This is a genomic window from Xenorhabdus sp. TS4 (genome assembly GCF_014467265.1).
Lineage (GTDB): Bacteria > Pseudomonadota > Gammaproteobacteria > Enterobacterales > Enterobacteriaceae > Xenorhabdus > Xenorhabdus ehlersii.
The window spans coordinates 24,542-50,439 of record NZ_NKHQ01000054.1; the positions used below are offsets into that span (position 1 = coordinate 24,542).

At 43.0% G+C, this 25,898-nt stretch carries 25 protein-coding genes; 17 read left to right on the plus strand and 8 right to left on the minus strand.

All coding sequences use genetic code 11. From position 1 onward, the window contains the following. Positions 1–42 precede the first annotated feature (42 nt). Together Xets_RS13280 and fes are read right to left on the minus strand one after the other, a co-directional pair. Positions 43–297: an MbtH family protein gene (locus Xets_RS13280; protein WP_099130727.1), complete on the minus strand. Its 255-nt coding sequence runs from the start codon at positions 295–297 to the stop codon at positions 43–45. A gap of 46 nt (positions 298–343) precedes the next feature. After that, positions 344–1,648 carry an enterochelin esterase gene (gene fes / locus Xets_RS13285; RefSeq protein WP_099130728.1) on the minus strand — a complete coding sequence of 435 codons (1,305 nt, stop codon included), beginning with the start codon at positions 1,646–1,648 and terminating at the stop codon, positions 344–346. 309 nt (positions 1,649–1,957) lie between these two features. Between fes and Xets_RS13290 the strand changes: the two genes are divergently transcribed. The 6 genes from Xets_RS13290 (at position 1,958) to Xets_RS13315 (ending at position 9,395) form a co-directional block, all read left to right on the plus strand. Next, positions 1,958–4,144 (plus strand): TonB-dependent siderophore receptor, encoded by a 2,187-nt coding sequence (locus tag Xets_RS13290; protein WP_099130729.1) that lies wholly within the window; start codon positions 1,958–1,960, stop codon positions 4,142–4,144. A 118-nt stretch (positions 4,145–4,262) separates the two neighbouring features. Then, positions 4,263–5,453 carry an isochorismate synthase gene (locus tag Xets_RS13295; RefSeq protein ID WP_187651853.1) on the plus strand — a complete coding sequence of 397 codons (1,191 nt, stop codon included), beginning with the start codon at positions 4,263–4,265 and terminating at the stop codon, positions 5,451–5,453. After that, positions 5,450–7,072, plus strand: a complete 1,623-nt coding sequence (locus tag Xets_RS13300) for a (2,3-dihydroxybenzoyl)adenylate synthase (protein ID WP_099130731.1) — start codon at positions 5,450–5,452, stop codon at positions 7,070–7,072. The genes Xets_RS13295 and Xets_RS13300 overlap by 4 nt, the downstream gene beginning before the upstream one ends. Before the next feature lie 19 nt (positions 7,073–7,091). After that, positions 7,092–7,970, plus strand: a complete 879-nt coding sequence (locus Xets_RS13305; RefSeq protein WP_099130732.1) for an isochorismatase family protein — start codon at positions 7,092–7,094, stop codon at positions 7,968–7,970. Next, positions 7,967–8,740, plus strand: a complete 774-nt coding sequence (dhbA, locus tag Xets_RS13310; RefSeq protein WP_099130733.1) for a 2,3-dihydro-2,3-dihydroxybenzoate dehydrogenase — start codon at positions 7,967–7,969, stop codon at positions 8,738–8,740. Before Xets_RS13305 ends, dhbA begins: the two co-directional genes overlap by 4 nt. Positions 8,741–8,900: 160 nt before the next feature. After that, the gene (locus tag Xets_RS13315; protein WP_099117792.1) at positions 8,901–9,395 is read left to right on the plus strand and encodes a TIGR00645 family protein; all 495 of its coding nucleotides are present in this window, start codon (positions 8,901–8,903) and stop codon (positions 9,393–9,395) included. A 73-nt stretch (positions 9,396–9,468) separates the two neighbouring features. Here Xets_RS13315 and Xets_RS13320 read toward each other — a convergent pair whose 3' ends face one another. From Xets_RS13320 to Xets_RS13340, 5 genes are all read right to left on the minus strand, one after another. After that, complete coding sequence (locus Xets_RS13320; RefSeq protein ID WP_099130734.1) at positions 9,469–9,954, minus strand: tellurium resistance protein TerW; 486 nt, start codon at positions 9,952–9,954, stop codon at positions 9,469–9,471. A gap of 142 nt (positions 9,955–10,096) precedes the next feature. Continuing rightward, positions 10,097–11,020: an HpcH/HpaI aldolase/citrate lyase family protein gene (locus tag Xets_RS13325; protein ID WP_187651862.1), complete on the minus strand. Its 924-nt coding sequence runs from the start codon at positions 11,018–11,020 to the stop codon at positions 10,097–10,099. Next, a complete protein-coding gene (locus Xets_RS13330) occupies positions 11,020–12,099 on the minus strand; it encodes a cysteine protease StiP family protein (protein ID WP_099130736.1) in 1,080 nt (359 codons plus the stop codon). Before Xets_RS13330 ends, Xets_RS13325 begins: the two co-directional genes overlap by 1 nt. After that, positions 12,092–12,865 (minus strand): hypothetical protein, encoded by a 774-nt coding sequence (locus tag Xets_RS13335; protein ID WP_099130737.1) that lies wholly within the window; start codon positions 12,863–12,865, stop codon positions 12,092–12,094. Before Xets_RS13335 ends, Xets_RS13330 begins: the two co-directional genes overlap by 8 nt. Next, positions 12,858–14,036, minus strand: coding sequence for a phosphoribosyltransferase domain-containing protein (locus Xets_RS13340; protein WP_099130954.1), 1,179 nt, complete (start codon positions 14,034–14,036; stop codon positions 12,858–12,860). The genes Xets_RS13335 and Xets_RS13340 overlap by 8 nt, the downstream gene beginning before the upstream one ends. Positions 14,037–14,381: 345 nt before the next feature. On the opposite strand from Xets_RS13340, the gene Xets_RS13345 reads away from it, so the two are divergent. From Xets_RS13345 to Xets_RS13370, 6 genes are all read left to right on the plus strand, one after another. Beyond that, positions 14,382–14,969: a TerD family protein gene (locus Xets_RS13345; protein ID WP_099130738.1), complete on the plus strand. Its 588-nt coding sequence runs from the start codon at positions 14,382–14,384 to the stop codon at positions 14,967–14,969. Beyond that, the gene (locus Xets_RS13350) at positions 14,969–16,096 is read left to right on the plus strand and encodes a TerD family protein (protein ID WP_099130739.1); all 1,128 of its coding nucleotides are present in this window, start codon (positions 14,969–14,971) and stop codon (positions 16,094–16,096) included. Before Xets_RS13345 ends, Xets_RS13350 begins: the two co-directional genes overlap by 1 nt. A gap of 31 nt (positions 16,097–16,127) precedes the next feature. Beyond that, on the plus strand, positions 16,128–16,583 hold the full coding sequence (locus Xets_RS13355; protein ID WP_099130740.1) for a tellurite resistance TerB family protein: 456 nt from the start codon (positions 16,128–16,130) through the stop codon (positions 16,581–16,583). Between the two features lie 27 nt (positions 16,584–16,610). After that, positions 16,611–17,639, plus strand: a complete 1,029-nt coding sequence (locus tag Xets_RS13360) for a TerC/Alx family metal homeostasis membrane protein (protein WP_099130741.1) — start codon at positions 16,611–16,613, stop codon at positions 17,637–17,639. Between the two features lie 52 nt (positions 17,640–17,691). Continuing rightward, positions 17,692–18,270 (plus strand): TerD family protein, encoded by a 579-nt coding sequence (locus tag Xets_RS13365; protein WP_099130742.1) that lies wholly within the window; start codon positions 17,692–17,694, stop codon positions 18,268–18,270. 628 nt (positions 18,271–18,898) lie between these two features. Beyond that, a complete protein-coding gene (locus Xets_RS13370) occupies positions 18,899–19,249 on the plus strand; it encodes a SymE family type I addiction module toxin (protein ID WP_099130743.1) in 351 nt (116 codons plus the stop codon). Positions 19,250–19,377: 128 nt separating this feature from the next. On the opposite strand, the gene Xets_RS13375 is transcribed toward Xets_RS13370, so the two are convergent. After that, positions 19,378–20,124 (minus strand): SDR family oxidoreductase, encoded by a 747-nt coding sequence (locus Xets_RS13375; protein ID WP_187651854.1) that lies wholly within the window; start codon positions 20,122–20,124, stop codon positions 19,378–19,380. A gap of 126 nt (positions 20,125–20,250) precedes the next feature. Between Xets_RS13375 and Xets_RS13380 the strand changes: the two genes are divergently transcribed. The 5 genes from Xets_RS13380 to Xets_RS13400 all read left to right on the plus strand — a co-directional run bounded on the left by Xets_RS13380 (position 20,251) and on the right by Xets_RS13400 (position 25,856). After that, positions 20,251–20,586 carry a DUF3761 domain-containing protein gene (locus tag Xets_RS13380; RefSeq protein ID WP_244208648.1) on the plus strand — a complete coding sequence of 112 codons (336 nt, stop codon included), beginning with the start codon at positions 20,251–20,253 and terminating at the stop codon, positions 20,584–20,586. 596 nt (positions 20,587–21,182) lie between these two features. Continuing rightward, the gene (locus Xets_RS13385) at positions 21,183–21,956 is read left to right on the plus strand and encodes a protein bax (RefSeq protein ID WP_187651855.1); all 774 of its coding nucleotides are present in this window, start codon (positions 21,183–21,185) and stop codon (positions 21,954–21,956) included. Positions 21,957–22,116: 160 nt separating this feature from the next. Continuing rightward, positions 22,117–23,538, plus strand: a complete 1,422-nt coding sequence (locus Xets_RS13390) for an MBOAT family protein (protein ID WP_187651856.1) — start codon at positions 22,117–22,119, stop codon at positions 23,536–23,538. Further along, a complete protein-coding gene (locus Xets_RS13395; protein WP_187651857.1) occupies positions 23,525–24,661 on the plus strand; it encodes an SGNH family hydrolase in 1,137 nt (378 codons plus the stop codon). Before Xets_RS13390 ends, Xets_RS13395 begins: the two co-directional genes overlap by 14 nt. Further along, positions 24,648–25,856 (plus strand): SGNH/GDSL hydrolase family protein, encoded by a 1,209-nt coding sequence (locus Xets_RS13400; protein ID WP_187651858.1) that lies wholly within the window; start codon positions 24,648–24,650, stop codon positions 25,854–25,856. The genes Xets_RS13395 and Xets_RS13400 overlap by 14 nt, the downstream gene beginning before the upstream one ends. Positions 25,857–25,898: the final 42 nt, after the last annotated feature.

A 25,898-nucleotide genomic window follows, 5' to 3' on the forward strand; every position in this document is an offset into this window, starting at 1 on the left:
TTTGATTTCCTTTCTTATCGACAGGTTAAACCATCAGCATTATCAGTTTGATTTATCCGTGGTTTGCACAGATGGTTTACGCGGATCGAAATTACGCAGACTAGCCGGGCGCATATCCTCCCAGTGCTCTTCTATGTATGCGATACAGGCAGCCCGTGAATCTGGGCCAATAACTCGCTCCCAACCGGCGGGTTGTGCGGCAAAAGCCGGCCAAAGACTATATTGTTGTTGATTATTTATCAGTACATAAAAAGTGGCTTCGTCATCATCAAAAGGATTCTTTTGTTCCAAATTCATTTTTAATTCTCATCAATTCTTGGATTTCAATAATCGGTTTGTCGTATCATTTCTTAGCCAATAACCAACTAAGGCCATCAATTAACCCACCACGCCAGCACAACACATCATGCCCACCATTAAACACGCGATAATTCACGTTGTGCCCTGCCCCTTGCAACGCAGCATGCATTTGATCATTGACAAAATGGATATCTGCTTCACGGGAACCCGCTTCCTGAAAGATTTTTAATGACGAAGGAATAACTTTGTGCCCAAGAACCTGCTGTGTCAGCCAACCAAGGTTATGCTCAGCAGATGACATAAACTGTCGAACAATTTTGCTATCAGGCCACCAGAAAGACCCTGATTGTGTGAGAACACAGCCAAAACGTTGTGGCCAATGGAGTGCGGCATACAATGCCGCCAACCCACCGTAACTCTGTCCTGCTATCACTGTTTGTTCAGGATCATCGCTAAAAGCCGCATACTGTGCGACAAGCGGCAACAATTCATCCTGGATCGCTTGCCAAAAATCTGGGTTGCAGGGAAGCTCCCGCTCTCGATGCGGCATATCAATAACATCAATCAACAGCCAAACCGCCTCTGGTATCTGCCGTTTTTCAGTCGCTATATCAATCACAGAAAAAACCGGCACTCTCTCCGCCCAAGTCAACCCATCCAAGAGGATGATAAGAGGGCGAGGGTGAGCAGTTTCTTCCCCCGTGGAATAAAGCCAAACACGCCTTCGATTGTTAAGCCGCTCACTGTGCCAATGCAAAAGCAAAGGTTCTCGTTTATCTGGCTGTGCAGCATGATGTGGGCTGATTCCATCAACGAGTGACCATGCAGTCTGTGCAGGAGCATGAGGCATATGAATTGCCGATAAAGGCAAACCAAGCCCATTACGATGACAACCCTGTAGATTCAAAGGATCTGAAATGGATAATGGAAAGAGTGAAATCCACCATTCACGTTGCTGTTGATTGCGATGCTTGATTTCATCGGAAAATTGGGGGGGCAAATGTGCGTCAGTAACAGGTATAAATCGATAACTTCCTCTCCAGTTATCTTCAACATTCACTGACCAATACCAGATATCCGTTTCAGGCAATCGTTGTAGGCTCTGGGGTTGTGGACGGTGGTGATCAGTGATGCCATTGATATCGATGTAGACTTGGCGAAAAGGTGAATTTTGTTCGTCCCCATTAGGATCTCGCCAAAAGAAGGTTGTTTTAACTTGATGATTATTTGCAATTTCTATAATGGGAGTTCCCAAAATAGCAATATTTTCCCACCACAACTCACTGCCAACATGACGGGCAGATAATAAATTATCTACCGTACCTAGTGGCTGAAATACTAACGTCATCCCTTTATCCCCTTCAAAAAAATCCGCTCACAAATGACATATCCATTTGATACACCACACCAGCAACGATCTCAGAAAATAAAAACGGTTATCATTCGCCAATGATATTGATAATGATTTTTGTTTGCAATATTATCCAATTTATTTTATTAATCTTAACCGCTGGCTAACAGAATTAATGGCGCATTATCAGGAGTAACGAGGCAGGAGGCCTTCACTATTCAGCTTAGCCATAATGGTGTCGCCTTAATTATCAATTTGATTTTTAAAAAGTTATTTTAAAAATATCTATATTGAGAGATGAAATCTATGGTACTGCCTATCAAGAATAAGACATTGAAAACCGCAAAAAGAACAAATAGAAACTATAACTATAATAAATTATTCTTATCGCTTACTTCTATCTTACTGCTATCTCCCTATGCCTCAGCCAATAATGGGACTGCCAATAACAACGAAGATACCTTAATCATCACAGGCAAGATGGAAGGGTATTCTGAAAAAAACTTTGTAGAATCAGACAGTGCCGCAGGCACCAAAAGCCTCACTCCGCTTATTAAGACTCCCCAGTCAATCAGCGTCATCAATCGCACACAAATAGAAGCACAAGGCGCAATGAGCGTTGCCGACACACTGAATTATTCAAGTGGTGTTGTGACTAACTACCGCGGCTCTTCCAATCGTAACGACGAAGTGATTACCCGTGGTTTTCGTTACGCCCCTAAATTCCTTGATGGGTTGAGTTATGGTAATCAGCTCGATCCTTGGTTATTGGAACGTGTGGAGTTAGTGCATGGACCGGCATCTGTGCTATATGGTCAGGTCAGCCCTGGCGGCTTGATTAATATGACCAGCAAAAGGCCGACTGACCAGCCTATCCACAAGGTACAGATGAAAGCGGGCAATCGGAGCCTTGGTGAATTGGCTTTTGATTTTGGTGGTGCTTTGGGGGATGACATTCCCGTTCTCTATCGTTTAAATGGTGTACTCAGCACCCAAAAGCAGTTCGTCAAAGACTATAAAAAAGAGCGGATTGCCATCGCTCCTGCGCTGACATGGATCCCCAACAATAATACGACGTTTACATTATTGACCAGTTATCAGTACGATCCCAAAGCGGGATTCCGTAATTTCTACCCTAAAAAGGGCACCGTAACATCGGTTCCCAATGTAGGCTATATTCCCTACAAAATGAATCTCAGTGAACCTTCTTTTAATCAGTCCAGACGGGAACAATACTCTATCGGCTACATTCTTGAGCATGACATTAATGATGTCTTCTCTTTCCAACAAAACCTGCGTTATTCAAAAGCAAATGAGCGTTTTAAGCTTTTCGTTTATGTATCGGATGTAAAAGACCTACCAACCAGTATCCAACGCCGCCCACAAAGGGAATACAGCAAAACGCAGTCATTTAATGTGGATAATCAGCTTAAGGCACAATTCTCAACCAGTAACATTGATCATAACGTCATCAGTGGAATCGATTACAAATGGGCGGATAGTCACAACAAAAGATGGCATAAAAGTGGCAGTCAATACGACTTTGATTGGTCAAATCCAGCTTGGGGTATTCCCGTCAATGAAAATGAGTTATCTCTTTCTTTAAATGATAAAAAGAAACTTTACCAGTTAGGTGCTTACGTACAAGATCAACTCAGTTGGGAAAACTGGAATTTAGTTCTGTCCGGGCGTTATGACTGGACTGAAACCAAGCAACAAGACATTATCAAAGACAGCTCAACAACACAGAAAGACCGAGCTTTTACAGGACGTGCCGGTTTATTGTATGCCTTTGATAACGGCATTTCGCCTTATATCAGTTACAGCACTTCCTTTGAACCTAACCTGTCTCAAGGGGCACCGGGTACACCGGCATTCAAACCCACAACAGGTGAACAAACTGAAATCGGTATTAAATTCCAACCAAAAGATCACGATACCCTGTTAACACTTTCCCTGTTCGATATCACCCAGAAAAACGTAACCACCCGTAACCCAGTCACCCGCTTTAGCGAGCAAATTGGCAAAATTGGTTCAAAAGGAGCAGAGGCCGAAATTCATTCCCAAATCACACCAGAAATTAACCTGATGGCAAGCTATACCTACACAGATACTAAAACTAAAGACGATAGCAATACCTCACGTATTGGTCAAAGAGTCCCTTCAGTGCCTGAACATGCAGCATCTGCCTGGGGCAGTTATAGCTTCACACAAACTGCACTAAAAGGATTTACCTTGGGAGCAGGTGTACGCTATATCGGATCGACTTCCGGTGATTATGAAGAAACATTCCACGTCAAGCCCTATACCCTCTATGACTTGATGGCGAAATACGATCTTGGCGAAGCCTCCCCGCAATTAAAAGGTGCCAGTGTACAACTGAATGTGAATAACCTGACCAATAAACGTTATGTCGCTTCGTGCTCGAATGTAGAAGCCTGCTTCTATGGTAGCGGGCGCAGCATCGTTGCCACAGTGGAATATAACTGGTAAAGCAAAACTCATTGACTCCAGTGGCATCAGGCAAAAGCTTTTTGCCACTGTGAATTGCGTCTATCAACATTAATACGTATTAAATGACTTTTTTATTAAATAGTAACAGGGAAATATCGTGCTTAAGTTAACGACTGAATATCACACATCCGAATTATTGGATTTTAGTTGTGATGATTTTGTGTTCCTATCTTCAAATAAGAGCCTACATGCACGAGGACGTTTTGCCAAAGTAACAACTCCCGCCAATCATTATGGTGATATTGATAACCTATTAAGTGACCATCTATCTCAATTATTCCTTCAAGCTGAACAAGCCGGAATTAAAAATCCTATTGCAGTCGGGGCAATCCCTTTTGATAAACGCCAACCTTCCGCCCTCTACATACCTTATGAATACCGTTGGCTGGAACGGGAAACCGCACATTTTTCCACTCGATCTTCTATGCCACCGTTGCAAATAAAGCAATGGCATTTATGGCCGAAAAAAGAAGAATTTTGTCAGATGGTCTTGCAAGCTGTTGACGCCATACATCATGGCTTGCTTGATAAGGCCGTCCTTTCGCGTCTACTGGATATTGAATTTGATCGGAAACCTGACTCTATCCAGCTTTTTATGCAACTTAATGCCCAAAACCCTTATAGCTACAACTTTCATATTCCACTAGAAAACAGCACATTAATTGGTGCTAGTCCAGAACTTCTACTACGTAAACAGGGCAATACCCTTATTTCTCAACCACTGGCAGGTTCGTCACGCAGAAGTCACAATATCCTGGAAGATAATGCGTTGCGCCAATCACTGCTACATTCAGCTAAAGATCACCATGAGCATCAATTAGTAATTGATGCGATCCGAACCGCACTCACTGAACATTGTACTGAATTGATGATCCCAGACTCTCCTTCAATATTCAGCACCCCTTTACTTTGGCACCTCGCGACAGAAATACGCAGCGAATTGCGTAATAAACACACTAACGTTCTCTCCCTTGCTGGCTTACTCCATCCGACTCCGGCACTTTGTGGAACACCAAGAGAACGAGCCTACGAACTTATCGCTCAGCTCGAACCCTTCGAGCGCAACTATTTTGGCGGGATTGTCGGTTGGTGTGATACCAAGGGCAATGGTGAATGGGTTGTTACCATTCGTTGTGGTGAATTATTCGAAAACCATATTCGACTCTTTGCAGGAGCAGGCATCGTAGCTGACTCACAACCCCATGCTGAATGGCAAGAAACAGGGGTGAAACTTGGCACCATGCTACAAGCTCTGGGATTATCTGACAGTAAGGAAAGTGTGTTATGAGTATTGAGTTTAATCGCTGGCCTGAAACATTATCACAACGCTATCGCCAGCGCGGCTATTGGCTTGACCTTCCCCTTTGCGACATACTCAGGCGTCATGCTGACAACGAAGATACTGCTCTGATTTGCTCATATCAACAATATACTTATCGCCAACTCAATCAACTCGTGGATAATCTGGCCGCTTCCCTCAAGCGCTGTGGTGTTCAGCATGGACAAACCGCATTGGTGCAATTAGGTAATATTGCAGAATTTTATATCACCTTTTTTGCTCTGCTGCGTTTAGGTGTGGTTCCCGTCAATGCTCTATTCAGCCATCAGCGTAGTGAACTCTTATCTTATGCCGAGCAAATTAAACCATCACTATTGATTGCAGACCGTAGCCATTCACTCTTTTCTGACAATGTATTTATTCACGAACTGCATACACATTACTCTTCACTGACACATATATTTCTGCGGGGAGATAACGACAGCCCGATAGACCTAACAACATTGATTAATGAAAAAGAAAACAATTTTATCGCGACGCCCACTCCAGCAGATGAAGTGGCTTTTTTCCAACTATCGGGAGGGAGTACAGGTATCCCAAAACTGATCCCCCGAACTCACAATGATTACTACTACAGCATTCGAGCCAGTGTTGATATCTGCCATTTCAATCCTCAAACACGCTATTTATGTGCCCTTCCTGCCGCACATAATTATCCAATGAGTTCACCAGGCGCATTAGGCGTTTTTTATGCTGGAGGCCAAGTGATTATGGCCAATGATCCCAGTACATCAAGCTGTTTCCCGTTGATTGAACAATATCGGATTAACGTTGCTGCTTTAGTTCCTCCTGCGGTAAGCCTATGGCTGGAAGCTATTGCACTGACAGGGGATAAATCACCACTGGAAAGTCTGGAGTTATTGCAAGTAGGTGGTGCCCGCCTGAGTGAATCGCTGGCACGAAGGATACCTTCAGAATTAGGTTGTCAACTGCAACAGGTATTTGGTATGGCCGAAGGGTTAGTTAACTACACACGCCTGGATGATGACGAACAAACTATTTTCACTACTCAAGGTCGCCCGATTAGTGATGATGATGAAGTGTGGATCTCCGACAGCCAGGGTAACCCGCTACCTTATGGGGTTCCCGGTCTGCTGATGACACGTGGGCCTTATACGTTCCGTGGATACTACCAAAGTCCTCAATATAACAATCAAGTATTTGATGAAAACGGTTTTTACTGTTCGGGTGATTTAGTCATTCAGACAGAGAAAGGCTATCTAAAAGTTGTGGGTAGAGAAAAAGATCAAATTAACCGTGGTGGTGAAAAAATTGCAGCAGAGGAAATTGAAAATTTACTGTTACGCCATCCACTCGTGATCCATGCAGCCTTGATCGCCATCCCTGATTCAATCATGGGAGAAAAGAGTTGCGCCTATGTCGTTACCCGTGAAGCGGTAAAATCAGCCATATTACGTCGCTTTTTACGCGAGCAAGGTATCGCTGATTACAAACTTCCCGACCGCTTTGAAAACGTTCAATCCCTTCCCATGACACCTGTCGGAAAAATCGATAAACAGAAATTACGTCACATTGCATACAGCACATTAATCCATGCTGCACCTTAACGTATCACAGAGGGACAAAATGAGTATTCCAACACTGAGTGACTACCTTCTTCCCACATCTCAAGAATTACCAACTAATAAAGTGAATTGGCCGCTTGATAACAAGCGTGCCGCACTACTCATCCATGATATGCAAAATTATTTCCTCAATTTCTGGCAGACTGACAGTCTGCTGGTGAAGCAGGTTATCAACAATATTTTGCATCTAAAAACAATGTGTAAGAAGCAGGGAATACCCGTCTTTTACACCGCCCAACCTGAACATCAGGATGATGCAAACCGTGGTTTGCTAAATGATATGTGGGGCGCGGGGATAAATCTGTATCCTGAGCAACAAAGCATCACTAACGCACTGACGCCCGAAAGCGATGACACCGTATTAATAAAATGGCGTTACAGTGCCTTTCAGCGTTCAGATTTGGAACAACAATTGAAAGGCATGGGGCGTGATCAATTAATTATCTGCGGTATTTATGCTCATATTGGTTGCATGATAACGGCTATAGATGCTTTTATGCGTGATATCCAACCTTTTTTTGTCGCTGATGCACTGGCAGATTTCAGCCACGACGAGCACATCATGGCATTGCATTATATTGCTGGCCGCTGTGGTCGTGTACTAACGACAGAAACACTACTCAATGAAATATCTCCGCAACCTGAATGGACTCGCGAACGTCTCCGAGCTGAAATTTTACCTTTATTGGATGATGACTGTGGTGATATTGATGATCATGAAAACATGCTGGATTACGGTCTCGACTCGGTAAAAATAATGTCACTGGCAGCACGCTGGCGCTATGAAAACCATAATGTTGATTTTATCTCACTAATGAAAACCCCAACGTTGGCAAATTGGCTCAATTTGCTGACTGCTAGCTCAGGCTCCAAACTATGAACATAGCTTTTGATTTCAGCAATAAACATGTTTGGGTGACAGGAGCCGGAAGTGGTATTGGTTATCACATTGCCAGCCGATTCAGTCAGGCCGGAGCGAAAGTCATCGGATTAGATCTGGTATTTCCTGATTCTGCCCTTCCTTTTACTGCTTATAAGTTAGATATCAGTGACCATATAGCCGTAAGTCAGCTTTGCCATGAATTACTCACGGCAGAGCCTCATCTGGATGTATTGATCAATGGTGCTGGTATCCTGCGAACAGGACTAACAGAAAACCTGAGTTGGGAAGATTGGCAACAATGTTTCAATGTCAATGCTGGTGGCGCTTTTAACCTCTTTCAAGCCGTAATTCCACAATTTCAACGACAACGCAGTGGAAACATCGTTTCTGTTTGCTCTAACGCTGCTCATGTTCCACGAGTTGAAATGTCAGCTTATGGCGCTTCTAAGGCTGCAATGCGCAGCCTGTGCCAAAGTGTTGGGCTTGAATTGGCTCCCTACGGTGTACGTTGTAATCTGGTTTCTCCTGGTTCAACGGATACGCCTATGCTACGCAATATGTGGCAAAATGATATGTGGCAAAGCGATGCTATCAGGCAAAATATCATTAATGGTTTTCCTGACCAATTTAAGTTAGGTATTCCTTTGAAAAAAATTGCCCTACCGGAAGAAATTGCAAACACAATTCTTTTTCTTGCCTCAGATCTCGCCAGTCATATTACCTTGCAGGATATTGTTGTTGATGGTGGAGCAACCTTGGGTTGGTAAGTAACAGGATAGATGCAGGCTCGCTATTATAACAAGCCTGCATCATACAGTGCCTGCCTATGTATAGTTCATCATTGAACACTTAGCTGTGATATGTATTTCATAGCTTTCACACTCTTGATCTATACTATCGCCCCTTTTGTAACACATAAAAAACACAATGGAACGCTTTCTCGAAAACACAATGTATGCCTCTCGCTGGCTACTTGCACCGGTTTATTTCGGTTTATCATTGGCATTATTTGCCCTTGCAGTTAAATTTTTTCTGGAAATCATGCATATCCTGCCGAATCTTCTTTACATTACAGAATCCGACTTAATCCTGACGCTGCTTTCCCTGATTGATATGGCTCTGGTTGGAGGATTGCTGGTAATGGTGATGTTTTCTGGCTATGAAAACTTTGTTTCAAGCCTGGATATTCACGAAAGCAAAGAGAAATTAAGTTGGTTGGGGAAAATGGATGCGACCTCACTCAAAAATAAAGTTGCAGCCTCAATTGTTGCCATTTCCTCCATTCACTTGCTGCGCGTCTTTATGGATGCCAAGAATGTGCCGGACAATAAACTTATGTGGTATGTCATTATCCACCTCACCTTTGTTTTGTCCGCATTTGTGATGGGATATCTGGATAAACTTACGCGCCACAATCACTAAACGATCAATCAGTAAGCGAACAAGCAGACCAACAATCATCGCCCTGATGCCAGTTGAACCCAATCGGCTGGCATTACGGGATCCTTCGCTTTGATGAACTTCCTTTCACGGCCTCTTTTAACAATTTTTCAATAAACTTATCCACGACCATTTCAACGACATCACTTCTGGTTGTCTCCAAGTGATTAGCCAAACTATCAATTTTTCTGATAACAGACATCCTCAGAGAAAGGGAAACCGGCTTTTTTTTCTCTTTATCAAGAAAAACATGGCTGGTGGCTTCTTCGGATTTAAAACTAAGATGCTGAGTAAGGAGTTCTTCAATCCTCCTTACATCTTTCTTAGTCAGAATTCCCTTATCAACTAACTGATAAGTATTTCCCATTTTGCTAAACTGGATATCTGCACAGTAAAGATCTCTCAATTCCCGCAATGCACGTGTTAACGTTGGCTCCGAACAATTCAGTTCCCTAATGATCCTAACCTTACTAACCGGTTTACCATGTGAAAGTAATAAGGTTAATTTGAAATTTCTAAATTGTTTGGAACTAAGTAGCATTTTTTATTACCAAGTCAGGGATAACAAACCCCAAGCCCTCTACTGTTAACTACAACATAACTTTCAGCATAACTACTATCACAGGTAAATCAATATCAAAACGAATGAAAAGCCTTAGCAATATTTTCGTCCGTTTAAGATCCTACGCTGCCTCAGGTTCTATACCATAATGCTCTGCTCGTTCGAGAATATTCACTGCCCAGCGTTGATGGGTGGCAGGTTCACACATCATTCCCTGCGATTTGAAAACAGCTTTACTGGAATTAAGAATGGTCAGCGCCTCAGCATGATCATGAGCACTAACCATCAGCGCTCTCTGGATGCATGTAATCTGTCTTGGGTGTATGGCCGTTTTTCCCACCAAACCGTGAGCAATATCCAATTCCAGCTCTTTTTCAAGTAATCTCAAATCATCAATATGTTCACAAACTGGTGCAGTCAAGGCAAATCCCCGCGCAACAAAAACGGCAACCAACATCTTAATAACGTATCCCATCGGCCCATCATACAGAGTGAAATTACGGGAGCGCCGCAGAGACATGACATTCATCAGATCATTACCACCAATACGCAAAGCAATAATGCGATCTTTGCAAGGGTGTTTTTTGAGAATGTCCGCAAGCTGGTTCATTTTCCGAACATCAAACACCTCTTCACTCTCCAATGTTGGCATAATGCACAGATGGGTTGAATTAATCACATCCCACCAGCCAGACAACGAAGCATGGGTAAATTTGGGCAAAACCAGCCCATCAATGGCACTGAGATCCACATTAGCAACCAGATAATTCGCCATCTTTTCATCACGCGGACGGATAAAAATCAGAGGACGATGGCGGTCGATATTGGAAGAAGAGATATCTGCTGCTGCCAATGTTTGCATAACCTCCCGGAGATTTTCGAGGGCAATGGGAATATCCTGCTCACTGACGGCATCTTCCAGACAAATAACCAGCGAGCGCAGATCGGGGAGCTTATTCTGTAACACAATTTCTGCAATGTCTTGGCGGGTGGCTGGCATATACAGAGTTGCGCCGAGTCGATGCGGAGAAGGGATTGGTTTCATCACGCTACCTTCTTAATGATAGTTACAGCACGATATTGACCGATTAGATCACCGACTTCCGTAATAACAACATCTTTCTGACGAGCAAAATGAACCAACAGGCCAACATCAGGATCATCCTGGGAACGTACGAGTACATGTTCTGGCACACGTCGTAATACTGCACGAGTTGCTTCTGCAATACCAGGTTTAATACGGTTAATACTGTCAATCTGGTATTTTTCAGCAAGATTAGAAATCACCGTTTTGCTCAATTGCTGCAAAAGTGTTTTTTCCTGCGGCAACCAAACCGCTTCTGGGATAGCAGCCCAATCCAATCGATTACGACAATCAGCGACAGTATCCACCAATAAGCGGCTGCATTCAAACTTGAGCAGGTGATCACACTGCACGCAACCGTGCAACCCTTCTTCATGCCAGATTGAACGTGATATCAATCCCGATACCGGCGCTCCCATAATACCGAAAGGAATCAACCAATCATCATCGCTGGCTGCCAGCCACGAACAGCCACAAGGATCAGCTAATACCACCAGACGTGGAATACCTGAATAACCATTCCGCTCCGCCAAAGATCGCGACAGTTCTGTGGTAATCGCGCCTTTGCCTGTCCAGCCATCAACAAATACCACGCCATCCGTTCCATGTTTCTGCTCAATATACGATAGCGCTGTATTATCAATACCACGATCCCGAATAATGCTGACGCCATAATGATAAGAAAGCTTGCCCATTTCCCTGAGCGTTTGATGCAACATCACCCCCAAAGGAACACCAGCCCTGACCAAGCTGACCAATACAATCGGCGTATCACCAAAGCGGGATACCAGAGCTTTGGCGAGCATCACAACTTCCGCTGCCAACCGAACAGCCCCTTGTCCAAGCGCTTTATCAAACAGTTCAAGGTGATAAGACGTGGGTTCTGGCTCCTGGCTTAACATATCCGAATAATGGCGGGCGCCAGACTGGATCAACTGCTCCTTAATATCCACAGGCGTCATCTCAATCTGAACGGGTTTTAGCAGGAATTGAACATCATCAGAAGCATAACTCCCAGAGAAAGGGGGAAAGCTATTCATTATTTACAGCTCCAAATAAGGCAGTCATTAATGTGCCAGCAAACTGGCTTTGCTGAGGCATACCAAACCAATCACACAATTGCATAAACCGGTGATCGCTCAGACTATCTCCCAGACCAATAACCGGGAAAACGCCTCTCTCAGCACGAAGCCTTTGCAAAAGGTGATGAGTTGCCAATCCCTTGTCAACACACTTTGGCAACACAGTAAGATTGTTATTGTTTTGATGAAAATAAAAGTCTTGATGGAAATGACTTTCTTGAGCCAAAGTTTCAGCCAGTATATTAAGCTCATTCAACCTATCGTGATTGCGGTGCTTGATGATCAAGAAAACAGGTACATCTCCGTACTCATAGTCAATGCGTACCCAGGCATCTATACCATAAGATGTCATCAAACGCTGGCTCAGACGTTCCAACTCACACAATCTATCCCGATATGACAACAATTCTGACAACATGCACGATTGCCAAAGCTCATCAACAGAACCTTCTGATGTGAGGATCACCGCACCGTGCGAAACAATACGCCAGGAACTGAAAGGGATCTGCACGCGGCTTAGCTGTTCTGTATTTCTGGCGGTGACTGGAATAACCTCTGCATGAGCCAACAACCAATCAACCAACATGGATTGTTTTTCCGTCATATAGCTGTGGGGAAAACATTTTCGATCCAATGCACCCACACGAAAAGATATTTCTTTCAGCTTCCGACGAGATTGAAATAATGTGTCATCAAGATCAGTCAAAAATACAGGCTTAATCATATCCAACGATCTCAACAACTGGAGAAATATGGGCAAGCTGCACCATCAACGCCGGATCAGCGGACATTTTTGGGGTTTCAAGACAAAGCAATATCCGATCAAATTTCTGGTGCGCAACATTATAGATAAAATTCGGGATGCCAAGCCCATAATTATCCATAAAAGCCATGACAGATTGGATGGCATGACCGCAAGAAATTGGAGAGCGGGTTGTCGAGCCAAATACCACCGATGCCCCTTCCTGCTCAAGCCGTTCAGCAAGCAGAAATGGCTGCCAGACAAATTCACTGGAACCCAATACCAATACATTTTCGCCTACTTTGGCATTGATTGCTGCACCAATATCACACTGGATTTCATCCAATCCCAACCGCCCCCAGCTCTGTTGACCTATGATGTTGATTTTTCCCCGAGCCGTAACATTGACCTGAGGCATCACCGGCACTGGGGCAGAGATATCTGCTTCCCACTGCCAATTCCCTTCAACCAGAGAAACCTCAGAAACCGGCAATGGGCTGCGTTTCACAACCGACTTCCCACTCCAATCCGTCAATGTCACGGTGACAATATGTTCAATATGCCCAAGCCCTGCATGACGCAGTGCATCCAGCAAATTAAGGAACGTGTTACCCGTGGTTGCTTCATCATCAATCAGAACCAAAGTTCGGGCATTTATCACCCGTTGGCGCAGACGGTTTTCTGCTGGCCAATAAATCAGATGATCCGTAGCATGGCTGTGATTTTCCTTAAACTCACACAATAAATCTCCATCAACCGGATGGCGTGTCGAAGTCAGAAATACTGGCTTATCGACTTTGTGTTTCGTTTCCTGAAATACGCCTGCTGCTAGCCCGACAGCCGTTTCTGCCATGCCAATATATAGGACTGGGCCGGGAATATTAGTGGGGAACCGTGCAGATAATTGTTGATAAACCGAACGCATGATCGATGGCTTGACCGGAATATGCCGTCCCAAGACTTTACTGACAAACAGGAATGCTCTTTTGGGATTACGCCGTTCAGCAATATCAAACAGGGTTTCCAGACATGCTGTGCCACGCGATGCCGTCACCGTCAATGTCCCACTGTTTAACTTTTTTTGGTAAACCCGTTTTTGGTAAACCTGTTTTTTATCAGTTTGTTTTTTATCAACATCGATGTCACTCAACATTGTCATGGAGACGCCTTTTCAAAAAAATCTCAGCCTGAACCAATAGGATAACTTTCAGCATTTGTTTTTAATTTGGTGAAATATATGTCGCAGTCTAGAGTCTCAAATAAGTACATGTCAATCATATTATGATTCTTTAGATTAAAATTTGTTTGACTTTTCTGCATGGAAAAGAAATCATACCAAACGAAACCAGGCTATTGTCTATCATACAGTTAATATTCAGATATACCTGTTTACGGGAGTCATAATATGACAGATTTAAGCTATCTATTTGTCATATTATGATTTTTTAATACGTGAAATTACCGTGATTCACCGACGAACAGAATAGAGGTGTCATTAATGGTTTCGTTAAGCAAAAATCAGTCAGTTTCGCTCGCCAAACAGAGCGCATCACTGGCTAAAATGGATTTTGGTCTGGGATGGGACCCTGTGACCAAGAAGAAAGGCTTTCTGGCGAGTTTATTCGGCGGTGGCAATGATGAAATTGATCTGGATGCGAGCTGCATTCTGCTTGATAAATCTGGCAATGCCATCGATACAGTGTGGTTTGGTCAGCTAAAATCAAAATGTGGTTCTATACAACACACTGGCGACAACCTGACTGGTGAAGGTGATGGAGATGATGAGGTTATCCGCGTCAATCTAATCAAACTTCCCACCAATGTCGAATACCTCGCATTTACTGTTAACAGTTTCCGTGGACAAACTTTCAATGACGTTGAAAATGCCTTCTGTCGCGTCGTTGACCAAAACGGCAAAGAGCTGGCTCGCTATCAGTTGAATGAACAAGGTGCCCACACTGGCATTATCATCTCTTCCCTGCGCCGCAACGGTGGTCAGTGGGATTTCACTGCTCACGGCGTCCCTTGTCTTGGACGTACTATTGACGCGATGTATCCACAGATCGTTGAAACGGTGGTGCGCTAATGAATCTGACACCTGGGGGCAACGCCTCTGTTCCCAACCACGCGCTTACTGTGCGGGTTCTATCAGGTTCAGCCGTTGACGTTTCTGCTTTCCGTCTGTATGTAGATGGCAAAGTTAAGAGTGATCCAGATATGGTGTTCTACGGCCAGCCGGTCAATGATGACAACACCATCCGCCTGACTGGCGGTAATATCAATACCTCCTTCAGTGTCAACTTGCCTGCATTGAGCCAGGATGTCCAGAAAGTCGCGTTCACCGCGACTTGCGACGGTAACCAAACGATTTCCAATCTGCGTAACCTTTCCATTCGGGTTGAACTGAACAGCAGCGTGATTTTGCAGGGGGATGTTGAAGTACAAGGCCGTCCAGAGGCTGCCTTGATCCTCGGCGAACTGTATCGCCGGAACGGTGAATGGAAATTCCGTTTTATTGCCCAAGGCTTTAATGGCGGTCTCAAACCACTGGCTGAGCATTTTGGCGTAGATATTATTGATGATGAGCCAGCACCAAATACCGTTAATTTGAGTAAGGTTTCTCTGACCAAAGAAAAACCGACTATCAGCCTTAGCAAACGCGACAGCTACGGTGAAATTCGCATCAATCTGAACTGGAGTCAAAATGCCTCCTCCTCAAAAGGCCTATTGCAAGGCATGTTCGGTGCAAACAAAAACGTGGATTTGGATCTCGGCGCATTCGTTCGACTGCAAGATGGAGAGAAAGACGTTGTACAGGCATTGGGGAATCGCTTTGGCGATTACCGTTATGAACCGTATGTAGAATTACAGGGGGATGATCGCACCGGTCAAGTGCGTGACGGTGAATGGCTCCACGTTAATGGGTTTGAATGGAAAAACATCCGTGAAGTTTTGATCTACGCCTTTATCTACAAGGGCGTACCTAGCTGGGACAAAACCGACGGTATAGTCACAATTTATGTCCCTGACCAGCCCCCGATTGAAACGCGGATGACAGAAGGCAACAACCACAAAGGCATGTGTGCCATTGCCCGCCTTGTCAATGAAAACGGCGCCATCAAAGTAGAACGCATCAATCAATACTTCAGCGGGCATAAAGAGATGGACAGGGCGTTTAGCTGGGGCTTTAGCTGGACATCCGGCAAGAAATAACTCTCTATTTTACCAATAAGCGGAGGGACTGATGTCCTTTTTAAACAAAATCAAATCAGCGTTCAACGCAGGCCGCGAAGAACTCACCACCCAAGTTAGTCGCTTCAAGAACAGAAAGTTCATGGAAGGTACGGTAGCAGTATGTGCACACGTTGCCATGGCGAGTAACGGCGTCAGTTCAGAAGAAAAGCAGAAAATGATCGGGTTCATCAAAAACTCCCCTGAGCTGAAAGTGTTCGATACCTCTGAGATTATCGAATTCTTTAACAAACTGGTCAGCAGCTATGAGTTTGATGCTGACATCGGTAAAGGTGAAGCCATGAAATTCATTATGGCTCTGAAACAGCAGCCGGAAGCGGCGCAGCTTGCTTTGCGCGTCGGCATTGCAGTCGCCAAGAGTGATGGTGACTTTGATAACGACGAAAAACAGGCTGCCCGTGAAATTTGCTTAGCCCTTGGCTTTGCATCGGCTGATTTCGAACTGTAATCGCAGATAATTTAAGAGGCTTACTTCATGGTATCCACGCACATTGGTTTTCCGATGGAAACCGTTGCTGTATTTATTATTCTGTCGGTTGGTGCACTCTTTATCGACCTCTTTATGCATCGTCATGATAAACCAATTTCGCTGCGTAGTGCCGCTCTTTGGTCTATTTTCTGGATCGCAATTGCCTTTGTTTTCGCGGGCTTCCTGTATGTCCATCATGGTGCGGAAGCAGCGAGTCTGTTTGTCACGGGCTATGCACTGGAAAAAGTCCTTTCCGTCGATAACCTGTTTGTCATCATGGCAATTTTCTCCTGGTTCGCCGTCCCAGACCGCTATCGCCACCGAGTCTTGTATTGGGGGATTATCGGCGCGATTGTCTTCCGTGGTATTTTCGTTGCCATTGGGACAAGCCTGCTGACGCTTGGGCCGTGGGTTGAAATCATATTTGCGGTTATCGTTGGCTGGACAGCGGTCATGATGCTGAAAAGCGGTGATGATGACGATGAAATCGAAGACTATTCACAGCACCTTGCCTATCGTCTGGTGAAGCGTTTCTTCCCAATCTGGCCGAAACTGCACGGCCATGCTTTTGTACTGAACCAAAAGGAAGTGGATCAGGAATTGGCTAAACCAGAAAACGCCGATGTGAAAGTGGGCCGGGCGGGCAAAGCTGCACTTTATGCTACGCCACTCATGCTGTGTCTGGCAGTGGTTGAACTGTCTGACGTGATGTTTGCCTTTGACTCTGTACCTGCGGTAATTGCAGTCAGCCGGGAACCATTAATTGTGTACAGCGCCATGATGTTTGCTATCTTGGGTCTGCGCACGCTCTACTTTGTGCTTGAAGCATTGAAAAAGTATCTGGTGCATTTGGAAAAGGCAGTAATCGTTTTACTGTTCTTTATTGCCATAAAACTGGGTCTAAATGCTTCTGAACATATATTCCACCACGGCTATTCAATTTCAGCTACAAGTAGCTTATTTGTGGTGATTGGCGTACTGGCAGCCGGTATTCTTGCCAGCCTGCTGTTCCCGCAAAAAGAAAATGCAAGCTAAATCCGTAAAATCTAGATAACTAATACGACGTAATAATAGTGAGGAAATAACAATGGGTGTATCTCTTTCTAAAGGCGGTAACGTTTCTCTGAGCAAAGAAGCGCCAAGCATGAAAAACGTTCTGATCGGTCTCGGCTGGGACGCTCGTGCTACTGACGGACAAGACTTTGACCTTGATGCCTCAGTTTTCCTGCTGGCAGCAAACGGCAAAGTACGTAGTGATGCAGATTTCATTTTCTACAACAATCTGAAATCATCTGACGGCTCCATCATGCACACTGGCGACAACCGTACCGGTGAAGGGGATGGCGATGACGAATCACTGAAAATCAAACTGGATCAAGTTCCTGCTGACGTAGAAAAAGTGGTGTTTGTAGTAACTATCCATGAAGCACAAGCTCGTCGCCAGAGCTTCGGTCAAGTTTCCGGTGCTTTCATCCGTCTGGTTAACGATGACACACAAGTTGAAGTGGCGCGCTATGACCTGACTGAAGATGCGTCTACCGAAACCGCTATGCTGTTCGGTGAACTGTATCGCCACAATGCAGAATGGAAATTCCGCGCAGTAGGCCAGGGCTATGCTGGCGGTCTGGCTTCTGTTTGTGCCCAGTATGGTATTAATGCTGCTTAATTTGGGTGTTATTCAATTAAGCATTTCAGTGTAAAGCTTGAATTCGGTGCACTGAAATTAAAAGCCCTGCTTGATAATATCGGTAGGGCTTTTTGTTGTCTTACCTATTTGTTTATAATTCATTCCTCAGAGCCTGAGCCAGAAATTGATCACTGGAAATCTGGGGTTATCATACGGATATTTCTGCCATTTTAATTCGAAAAAATTTTGGAATGCGTTTCATTTTAATATTTCTATTTAAAACTCTTTAGCATTTCCACGACATATAATGTCAATATTTATAAATAGGTACAGGATAAAAAATATAATCTGTCAAAGAAACCACAGACTAAGATCTTTTATTCATCTCTTTGATAACACAGAAAATTACATAATTATTTACAGCGTTATTTTTTGTTCTAACTTCAGAGATGCATTTCAAAATGGATAAATATCCAGTCATTTTTTGCGAGTTGCTTCGCAAAGAGCAACATTACCGATGGCATATTAGCCAACTAACCGCTAGGGTAGGTATCGATTATTAACAATGAATACTATTTAGATGAAAAACACGTATGAATTCGCGGTGCAGTGCGGGCGAAGTGCTGATAGAGTATCGCAGTATATCCATAACACAAGGAACGTACAAATGAGCCTTCATGTTTCATTTCGCTATTCTGACATTGGCTTCCCTGAATTAATACTGAACGGCAGTGCACTCAGCGATGCTGGATTTACCGCAAATGAATTATTTCATATCTCACAGTTTTCCAATGGCGTTATTATTTCTCTTGTTGATCCTAACGCAGATTTAGCCAGTTTAATCAATGAAGTGGAAAATAATCCATACCAAGGAATCGACAATATTCGTGAAAATGGTGAACTTTATATTGCCGGTGACTGGCTAACAATTAGCAATTTAGTGGAACAACCTATTAACATTGAAATACAACCTGACAAAATTATTCTAAAACCTAAATTGATGGAAATATTAGCTTAAAATCAATTGTCACTACAAAAATAGCCTTCCATTAATTAGCCGGAAAGAAATATTAAAAAGAATTCCGGCTTTTATATTATCTGATATTAAATACCACCTTATTTAAACGGCATTGCGAACTCTATAACCTATTTCCCACCCGCCAAATCAATGAAATTGCCTGTAACATACGACGATTCATCAGATAACAGCCATGCAATGGCCTGAGCAACTTCTTCCGGTTGTCCACCCCGTTTCATAGGCAAGGAATCTTTGATTCTTTCAACGCGTTCAGGCTCTCCACCATCGGCATGCATTCCGGTATAGATGAATCCAGGGCGCACAGCATTTACCCTGATTCCCTGTGCAGCCACCTCTTGCGCCAACCCAATTGTCAACGTATCAATAGCCCCTTTCGATGCCGCATAATCAACGTATTCATGGGGAGAACCCAGTCGAGCGGCAGCAGATGAAACATTGATGATGACTCCACCTTGCCCACCGTGACGCAAAGCCATTCTCTTAACCGCTTCACGCGCACAAAGAAAGGTCCCCGTAATATTAGTGGCAAAAATTTCATTTAGCCGCTCTGCCGTCAACTGTTCAATGGTAGCTTGAGGCTTTAAGATCCCGGCATTGTTCACCAATCCAGAAATATACCCCAGCTCTTTTTCTACCCTCTGGAACAATGCTATCACTTGCTTTTCATCCGCGATATCCACCTGAACCGCAATTGCTGACTGCCCAAGGGCACGGATCATATCCACCACTTCATAAGCACTGTCTTCGCGATTACGATAGCCAATGCAGATGTGGTGCCCTTGTTTTGCTAAACAAAGTGCTGTGGCCTTACCGATACCACGGGAACCACCAGTAATGATCGTTACTTTTTTCACAATGCCACCCCATATTTGCGTTATTTTTTTATTCCCTATGTTAAATTTGAAATCATAACATTCAAAACTATACTCCAAACTGCAAGAGTAGATTTCGAGTTTCAGTACTCTAATCAGAGGAACTATATGATGAAAAGCTTGAAGTTATCAGTTGCAGCATTACTGGTGTTGTTTTCAAGTGCAACACTTGCAGCGCCAGCAGTATCAACCGCCGCCGAAGCTGCCTCAAAAACAGCAACGGCAATAGAACAAAATGTTAAGTCAGCAAAAAACAAAGCTAATTTATTAGAGAAAAAAGTTACCAAAAAGGCAAAAAAAACAAAAATATCAAAGAAGAAAAATAGAAATAGCTCAGTCAAAAAAAGCGCTAATACGGCTCTTTGCAAAGATGGTAGCTATAGCAAGAGTAAATCCCGTAAAGGAGCCTGCTCTCGCCACGGTGGTGTTGCTAAATGGCTATAAAGTTTCGTTGATTTTTCATCATGCACAATTAGGGGGCTTCGGCTCCCTAATTCTTTTAAAACAATTCATTCCCCAACCAGAAAATAATCTCACCATCATGATGTTAATTGACATATTTTCTTCAGCAAAAAAATATTACTTTTTATGATATATTAATGTCATTTTCTAATACTGAAATTCAGATAAAAAACTTAAAACAAGCCAGAAAAATAGATAATCAAGAATGAACAACAAAATAATTTACAATAACTACAATAAAGCAAAAATTCACTCCCCCGACGATAGCTAAGTTAAATTAGGTAATATTCAATTAATAACATGCAGTTAAGTAAAAATCAGTTATTAATTTAAGTTGGATAAACAAGCAAAAGAACACCATAAAATATAATATAAATAACATTCTTCACCAGATAAAATCATAATATTTATTACACTAATTTACCATACAAAGTAAAAAATATAGATATTTGTCAGTAGGGTGCTAATATTCGTTACAGAAACTAAACTTATGAATGACGAATAACAGTAGCCATATATTGTTTGCTCTGCTAATATTCGTCTGATTTTTATCCAGAGTAATAAAAAGAGGAGAAGCAATGCCCTCTCTAATGATGAGGACAAGTGCGGTCTTCGCTTTCTTTATCTCATTAATCTTTATCGGTCTGAGCCATGCCTCGACCAGTACCTCAAAAGTGCAAGAGTATTCTCACAATGACATGCAGGTAAGTTTGCCTGATTTGCGACAATACCCTTCAGGTACACCTCGGAAGAAAGCGTTTTTAAATATTATTGTCCCTGTAATTGATCAACATAATCAAAAGATTATGCAAGACCGCAAATGGCTCCTGTCACACCAAAAGAATCATCATTGGTCTGAACAGGATAGTCACCGATTAAAAAAGATCTGCATGGATTACAAAATGACCTGCAATTCGCCAAGACAGGTTAATTGGAATAAGTTATTAAGTCGGGTTGATATTATTCCCACCCATTTTGTTGCCACTCAAGCAGCGGCTGAATCGGGTTGGGGAACGTCAGAACTTGCCAAAAAAAATAATAATCTGTTTGGAATGCGTTGTAGCTCTTGCGGCAAAACGAAAGGAAAAGTCAAAGGTTATTCAGTTTACGCTACCATTGATGCTTCCGTCGTTGCCTATATGAAAAACCTGAATACGCACCGTGCTTATGAGTCACTGCGTTCTTCACGTGCAAAGCAGAGAACAACACAGAAGCCGCTGAATATCGGTAAGCTGATTGATAATCTCAATGGTTATTCTGAACTGGGATCTGACTATAATCGCTATTTACATCGGGTATTTAATGGCAACAAGGATCTGATTTCACAAGTGCAAGAATTGGTTATCCAATAACACTCTCCCAACAATCCACATTGTATTAATTACAAAGTGGATTCTTTTTTTATAATCTATCTCTGTATTATCTACTGTAAACATCGACAAATTCCATACTATAATGCACTTCAGAATTACATTCCTTCTCCCAACGGTAAATGGTTAACCAGAGCCTAATATGAATTTCTTCTCTTTTGAGTTCCTTGGATCGTTTGTTATTCTGCTGGTTGTCTATTGGCTTTTACAAAAAGCGCCCAGGCTACAGAATGGCGTATTAATTTTAGCGAGTTATTTATTTGTATTCTCTTTCGCAGCAAATTTCGCCTACATTTTATTCGCCTATACCCTATTTATTTACTTTTTGGCGAATATTCTTAGTCGTTATTTATCCAATAAGGTCATATTTATACTACTGACATTCGGACTCCTCGGCTGTTTCACTGTTTTCAAATATTACTCTTTCTTTCAAGAGTCGATTCAACAAACATTGGCTAATGTTGGGATCAACGTGGAACTCCCTGTCCTTGAATTGCTGATGCCGCTAGGTCTGTCATTTTATGCGTTCCATTCGGTCAGCTATGTTGTATCGGTATGCAAGAAAGAGTGGCCTGCCGCTCCATTGCCTGATGTCATTTTGTATCTTTGCTTTTTTCCCAGCATTGTCGCCGGACCGATTAATCGAGCCGAAGATTTTCTGCCACAGATTCAGGCAACATCCAGAGTTATGCAGGAACCATTGAAGGCACTATTATTGATTGCTCTCGCTATCATAAAGCTCTTTTTGCTCAGTTCTACGCTCTCTGAGTATCTTGTGAATCCTGTTTTTGAAGATCCAATTAGTCATCATGCAGGGCAAGTTCTTGTGGCAATTTATGCTTATGCCTGGAATATCTACTTTAACTTTTCCGGCTATACCGACCTTGTCACAGGTATCGCCCTGCTATTAGGCTACAAAGTGCCACGCAATTTTGATGCCCCTTATCTGGCTGAAAACTTACAGGTATTTTGGCGACGCTGGCATATCAGCCTGTCAACATTCATCCGTGATTATGTCTACATTCCATTAGGTGGTAATAAAAAAGGCGTATTCCGCAAAAACCTGAATATGTTCACCGCTATGGTGATTTCTGGCCTATGGCATGGCGCTGGCCTTAGTTTTATTATCTGGGGTGCTATTCACGGATTAGGGTTAATTCTGCAAAATATTAAAAATGCCCTGTTCCCTGTTTCAAAGAAACAGAAGGAACCACAAGCTAGCAGCCCGATTGTATTATTTTTATCTCGTGTGGTGACATTCCATTTTGTCTGCTTTGCATGGATCTTTTTCCGTAGCCCGACATTTAATGATGCGCTGGCGGTATTAAATCAACTGTTCTCTGGTGAAATATTTGCATCCCTGTTATCCAGCAGTTCTCTATTAATGGTTTTCTGGGGATTATTTATTATCTACCCCTGGTTGGTGAATTTCAGAAACAAAATTGAAAAAAATCATGGCCTGATTTCCTGGGTTTATTACCCAATTCCCTTAGCCCTGATCCTTACTTTGGTATTTATTTTGTCACCTTCAGGAATGCCAGGATTTATTTATGCCAACTTCTGAATTTATATCTAATATTAAAAAAATCGGACAAGTGATTTGTATCGTAGCCTTAACCAGCTTAATGCTCATTTGGCTTAATCAGGGTTCATTAGATAATTTCTGGCAACAGAAATATCACCGCAATAGTCCCTGGACATCTCTCAAAGGGGAACCGTGGTGGGATTTGGGGAATAATGTGCAGCAAGGAGCCATTGCTGCCAGTAAAACTTTTATGGCATACGCGCAGGGCAAATATCAAGATAACCCGTTATCAGCCATGAATATTGATAACAGGCAGACCGTATTTCTCCCTGATTTGCAGGTTGGCTTGCGCTTTCTGGAAGGTTACGTGTATCCCATCGAAAATCTCTCTTTCACCTTTCCTGAGCTACTGAACAAAAATATTAAACTCGTTCAGTCTTCTTTACCGCCAAATAGTTCAGTAGAAAATCCGGTTGTTGAAATTACCCAGAAAACCCATGTCAATCTGAGCCTAAAAGATAAGGTGTTATTTGCCGGTGATTCAATGATGCAGGGCGTAGCCCCACATTTAAAACGTCGACTTTTTCAGCAATATGGCATTTCTAGCCTTAATTTAAGTAAACAAAGTACAGGATTGTCTTATCCTGGTTTCTTTGATTGGCCAAAAACCATTAGCAATGCGTTGAGAACTCACCCTGATATTAAGTTGGTAGTGATATTTTTAGGCCCAAATGATCCGTGGAATATGCCCTCAGGACACGGAGGGCCTTATTTGAAATTCGCCAGTGAAAACTGGGAGGATCTTTATCGCCAAAGAATTGAATCCATATTAAATGACGCGCGCCAACGTCAAGCTGATGTTATTTGGGTTGGACCACCTAATATGCGCCAGAAAAAACTTTCCAACAGTATGTCTTACCTTAATAAATTGTATCAAAGCGAGGTAGAAAAAAAGGGAGAGATCTATGTTGCGGTTAATGATATGTTCAAATATCAGTCGGATAATTATTCAGACTATATTGGCGATGGCAGCAGCACCATCAAACTCCGAACCGGAGACGGTATTCATTTCAGTTTGAAAGGGCAACAAACCATTGCGGATTATCTATTTTCATTGATCACATTTACTCAGGAGCCAGTTAAAGAAAATGCAACCATTTAACATGTTCCGTGGATGTTATCGGATAGTAGGTGCAAGTCTGGCTATCGCGCTCTCAATAAGCCTATTATCGTGCCAAGGAGAAAAATCTAAGCCTACATCGGGCCTCCAAACAACACACATACACCGTCAGCAACAATTGACAAATTTTGGTGATCCCAATTTCGCGCTATTAACAGATAAATTACGTCATAGTGATACTCGCCAACTCCATTTTGTACAATTGGGTGATTCACACACGGCAGCCGATTTCTTTACCGGTAAGTTGCGCAGTTTATTGCAGAATCGTTATGGCGACGCAGGGCCGGGTTTTATCCCCCCAATGAGCATTCCCGGCCAGCGTAACGCCTTAATACAATTTTCTGAAGATAAAACCGGTTGGTGGCTTTCAAGCAGCCGTAAGGAGAATCGGGCAGATTATCCACTGGGTGGATTTATCGCTATTCCCGAGAGTGCCGGGAGTGCGATACAACTCAAGTCTTCCTCTGCTCGTGGCAAGTATTGGCTGAGTGCACTCTATCAATCCCATACAGAGACTCAAATCAGAACGCCATTTACCACCATAGATTTACCCGCAACACAAAGTGAATGGCATTTCTCACCAGAACAGAGCATTAGTTTCCCCATTGATCTCTATCCACAGGATACACAATTGAAAATTGGCGGCTGGCTGATAACACGTCAAACCCCTGGCATTATGTTATCTGCATTGGGAATTAATGGCGCCACCATTAATATGCTGGATAAATGGCAACCGCAATGGATTAATACGCTGGCACAGATAAAACCGGATATGGTCATTCTCGCCTATGGCACCAATGAAGCCTTTAACGATTCACTGGATTTGGTTGCTTATCAGAAGGATTTGACAGCTAAAATACAAGACATCCGCAGAGCCATACCACAAGCCGTTATCCTGCTGATTGGGCCGAATGATTCGCTGAAAAATAAAACCGGGGCAAGCTGTGAAGAACAACAACCTGCCTTGCTTGATAATGTGATTCAGGTTCAACAAACTATCGCCAAACAACAGCGTACCCTGCTTTGGGATTGGCGGGAATATATGGGTGGGCCATGTTCTGTCAGAAGTTGGGAACAGCAAAACCTCGCACGTCCTGATTACATTCACCTCTCCGCAGCCGGTTATGAACGCAGTGCTGAAGCGCTTTATAAGCAGTTTATGGATTTAGTTGAATAATTAAAATTTCTATATGCAAGCCGTAAAGTCTTTAAATAAAGC

Excerpts from the sequence above, each read along its gene's own strand:
- fes (WP_099130728.1), bottom strand. The coding sequence starts at position 1,648 with ATGACGTTAGTATTTCAGCCACTAGGTACGGTAGATAATTTATTATCT.
- Xets_RS13385 (WP_187651855.1), top strand. The coding sequence starts at position 21,183 with ATGCCCTCTCTAATGATGAGGACAAGTGCGGTCTTCGCTTTCTTTATC.
- Xets_RS13365 (WP_099130742.1), top strand. The coding sequence starts at position 17,692 with ATGGGTGTATCTCTTTCTAAAGGCGGTAACGTTTCTCTGAGCAAAGAA.
- dhbA (WP_099130733.1), top strand. The coding sequence starts at position 7,967 with ATGAACATAGCTTTTGATTTCAGCAATAAACATGTTTGGGTGACAGGA.
- Xets_RS13380 (WP_244208648.1), top strand. The coding sequence starts at position 20,251 with ATGATGAAAAGCTTGAAGTTATCAGTTGCAGCATTACTGGTGTTGTTT.
- Xets_RS13345 (WP_099130738.1), top strand. The coding sequence starts at position 14,382 with ATGGTTTCGTTAAGCAAAAATCAGTCAGTTTCGCTCGCCAAACAGAGC.
- Xets_RS13395 (WP_187651857.1), top strand. The coding sequence starts at position 23,525 with ATGCCAACTTCTGAATTTATATCTAATATTAAAAAAATCGGACAAGTG.
- Xets_RS13390 (WP_187651856.1), top strand. The coding sequence starts at position 22,117 with ATGAATTTCTTCTCTTTTGAGTTCCTTGGATCGTTTGTTATTCTGCTG.
- Xets_RS13340 (WP_099130954.1), bottom strand. The coding sequence starts at position 14,036 with ATGTTGAGTGACATCGATGTTGATAAAAAACAAACTGATAAAAAACAG.
- Xets_RS13315 (WP_099117792.1), top strand. The coding sequence starts at position 8,901 with ATGGAACGCTTTCTCGAAAACACAATGTATGCCTCTCGCTGGCTACTT.
- Xets_RS13290 (WP_099130729.1), top strand. The coding sequence starts at position 1,958 with ATGGTACTGCCTATCAAGAATAAGACATTGAAAACCGCAAAAAGAACA.
- Xets_RS13400 (WP_187651858.1), top strand. The coding sequence starts at position 24,648 with ATGCAACCATTTAACATGTTCCGTGGATGTTATCGGATAGTAGGTGCA.
- Xets_RS13370 (WP_099130743.1), top strand. The coding sequence starts at position 18,899 with ATGAGCCTTCATGTTTCATTTCGCTATTCTGACATTGGCTTCCCTGAA.
- Xets_RS13350 (WP_099130739.1), top strand. The coding sequence starts at position 14,969 with ATGAATCTGACACCTGGGGGCAACGCCTCTGTTCCCAACCACGCGCTT.
- Xets_RS13320 (WP_099130734.1), bottom strand. The coding sequence starts at position 9,954 with ATGCTACTTAGTTCCAAACAATTTAGAAATTTCAAATTAACCTTATTA.
- Xets_RS13355 (WP_099130740.1), top strand. The coding sequence starts at position 16,128 with ATGTCCTTTTTAAACAAAATCAAATCAGCGTTCAACGCAGGCCGCGAA.
- Xets_RS13335 (WP_099130737.1), bottom strand. The coding sequence starts at position 12,865 with ATGATTAAGCCTGTATTTTTGACTGATCTTGATGACACATTATTTCAA.
- Xets_RS13360 (WP_099130741.1), top strand. The coding sequence starts at position 16,611 with ATGGTATCCACGCACATTGGTTTTCCGATGGAAACCGTTGCTGTATTT.
- Xets_RS13325 (WP_187651862.1), bottom strand. The coding sequence starts at position 11,020 with ATGAAACCAATCCCTTCTCCGCATCGACTCGGCGCAACTCTGTATATG.
- Xets_RS13280 (WP_099130727.1), bottom strand. The coding sequence starts at position 297 with ATGAATTTGGAACAAAAGAATCCTTTTGATGATGACGAAGCCACTTTT.
- Xets_RS13305 (WP_099130732.1), top strand. The coding sequence starts at position 7,092 with ATGAGTATTCCAACACTGAGTGACTACCTTCTTCCCACATCTCAAGAA.
- Xets_RS13300 (WP_099130731.1), top strand. The coding sequence starts at position 5,450 with ATGAGTATTGAGTTTAATCGCTGGCCTGAAACATTATCACAACGCTAT.
- Xets_RS13330 (WP_099130736.1), bottom strand. The coding sequence starts at position 12,099 with ATGAATAGCTTTCCCCCTTTCTCTGGGAGTTATGCTTCTGATGATGTT.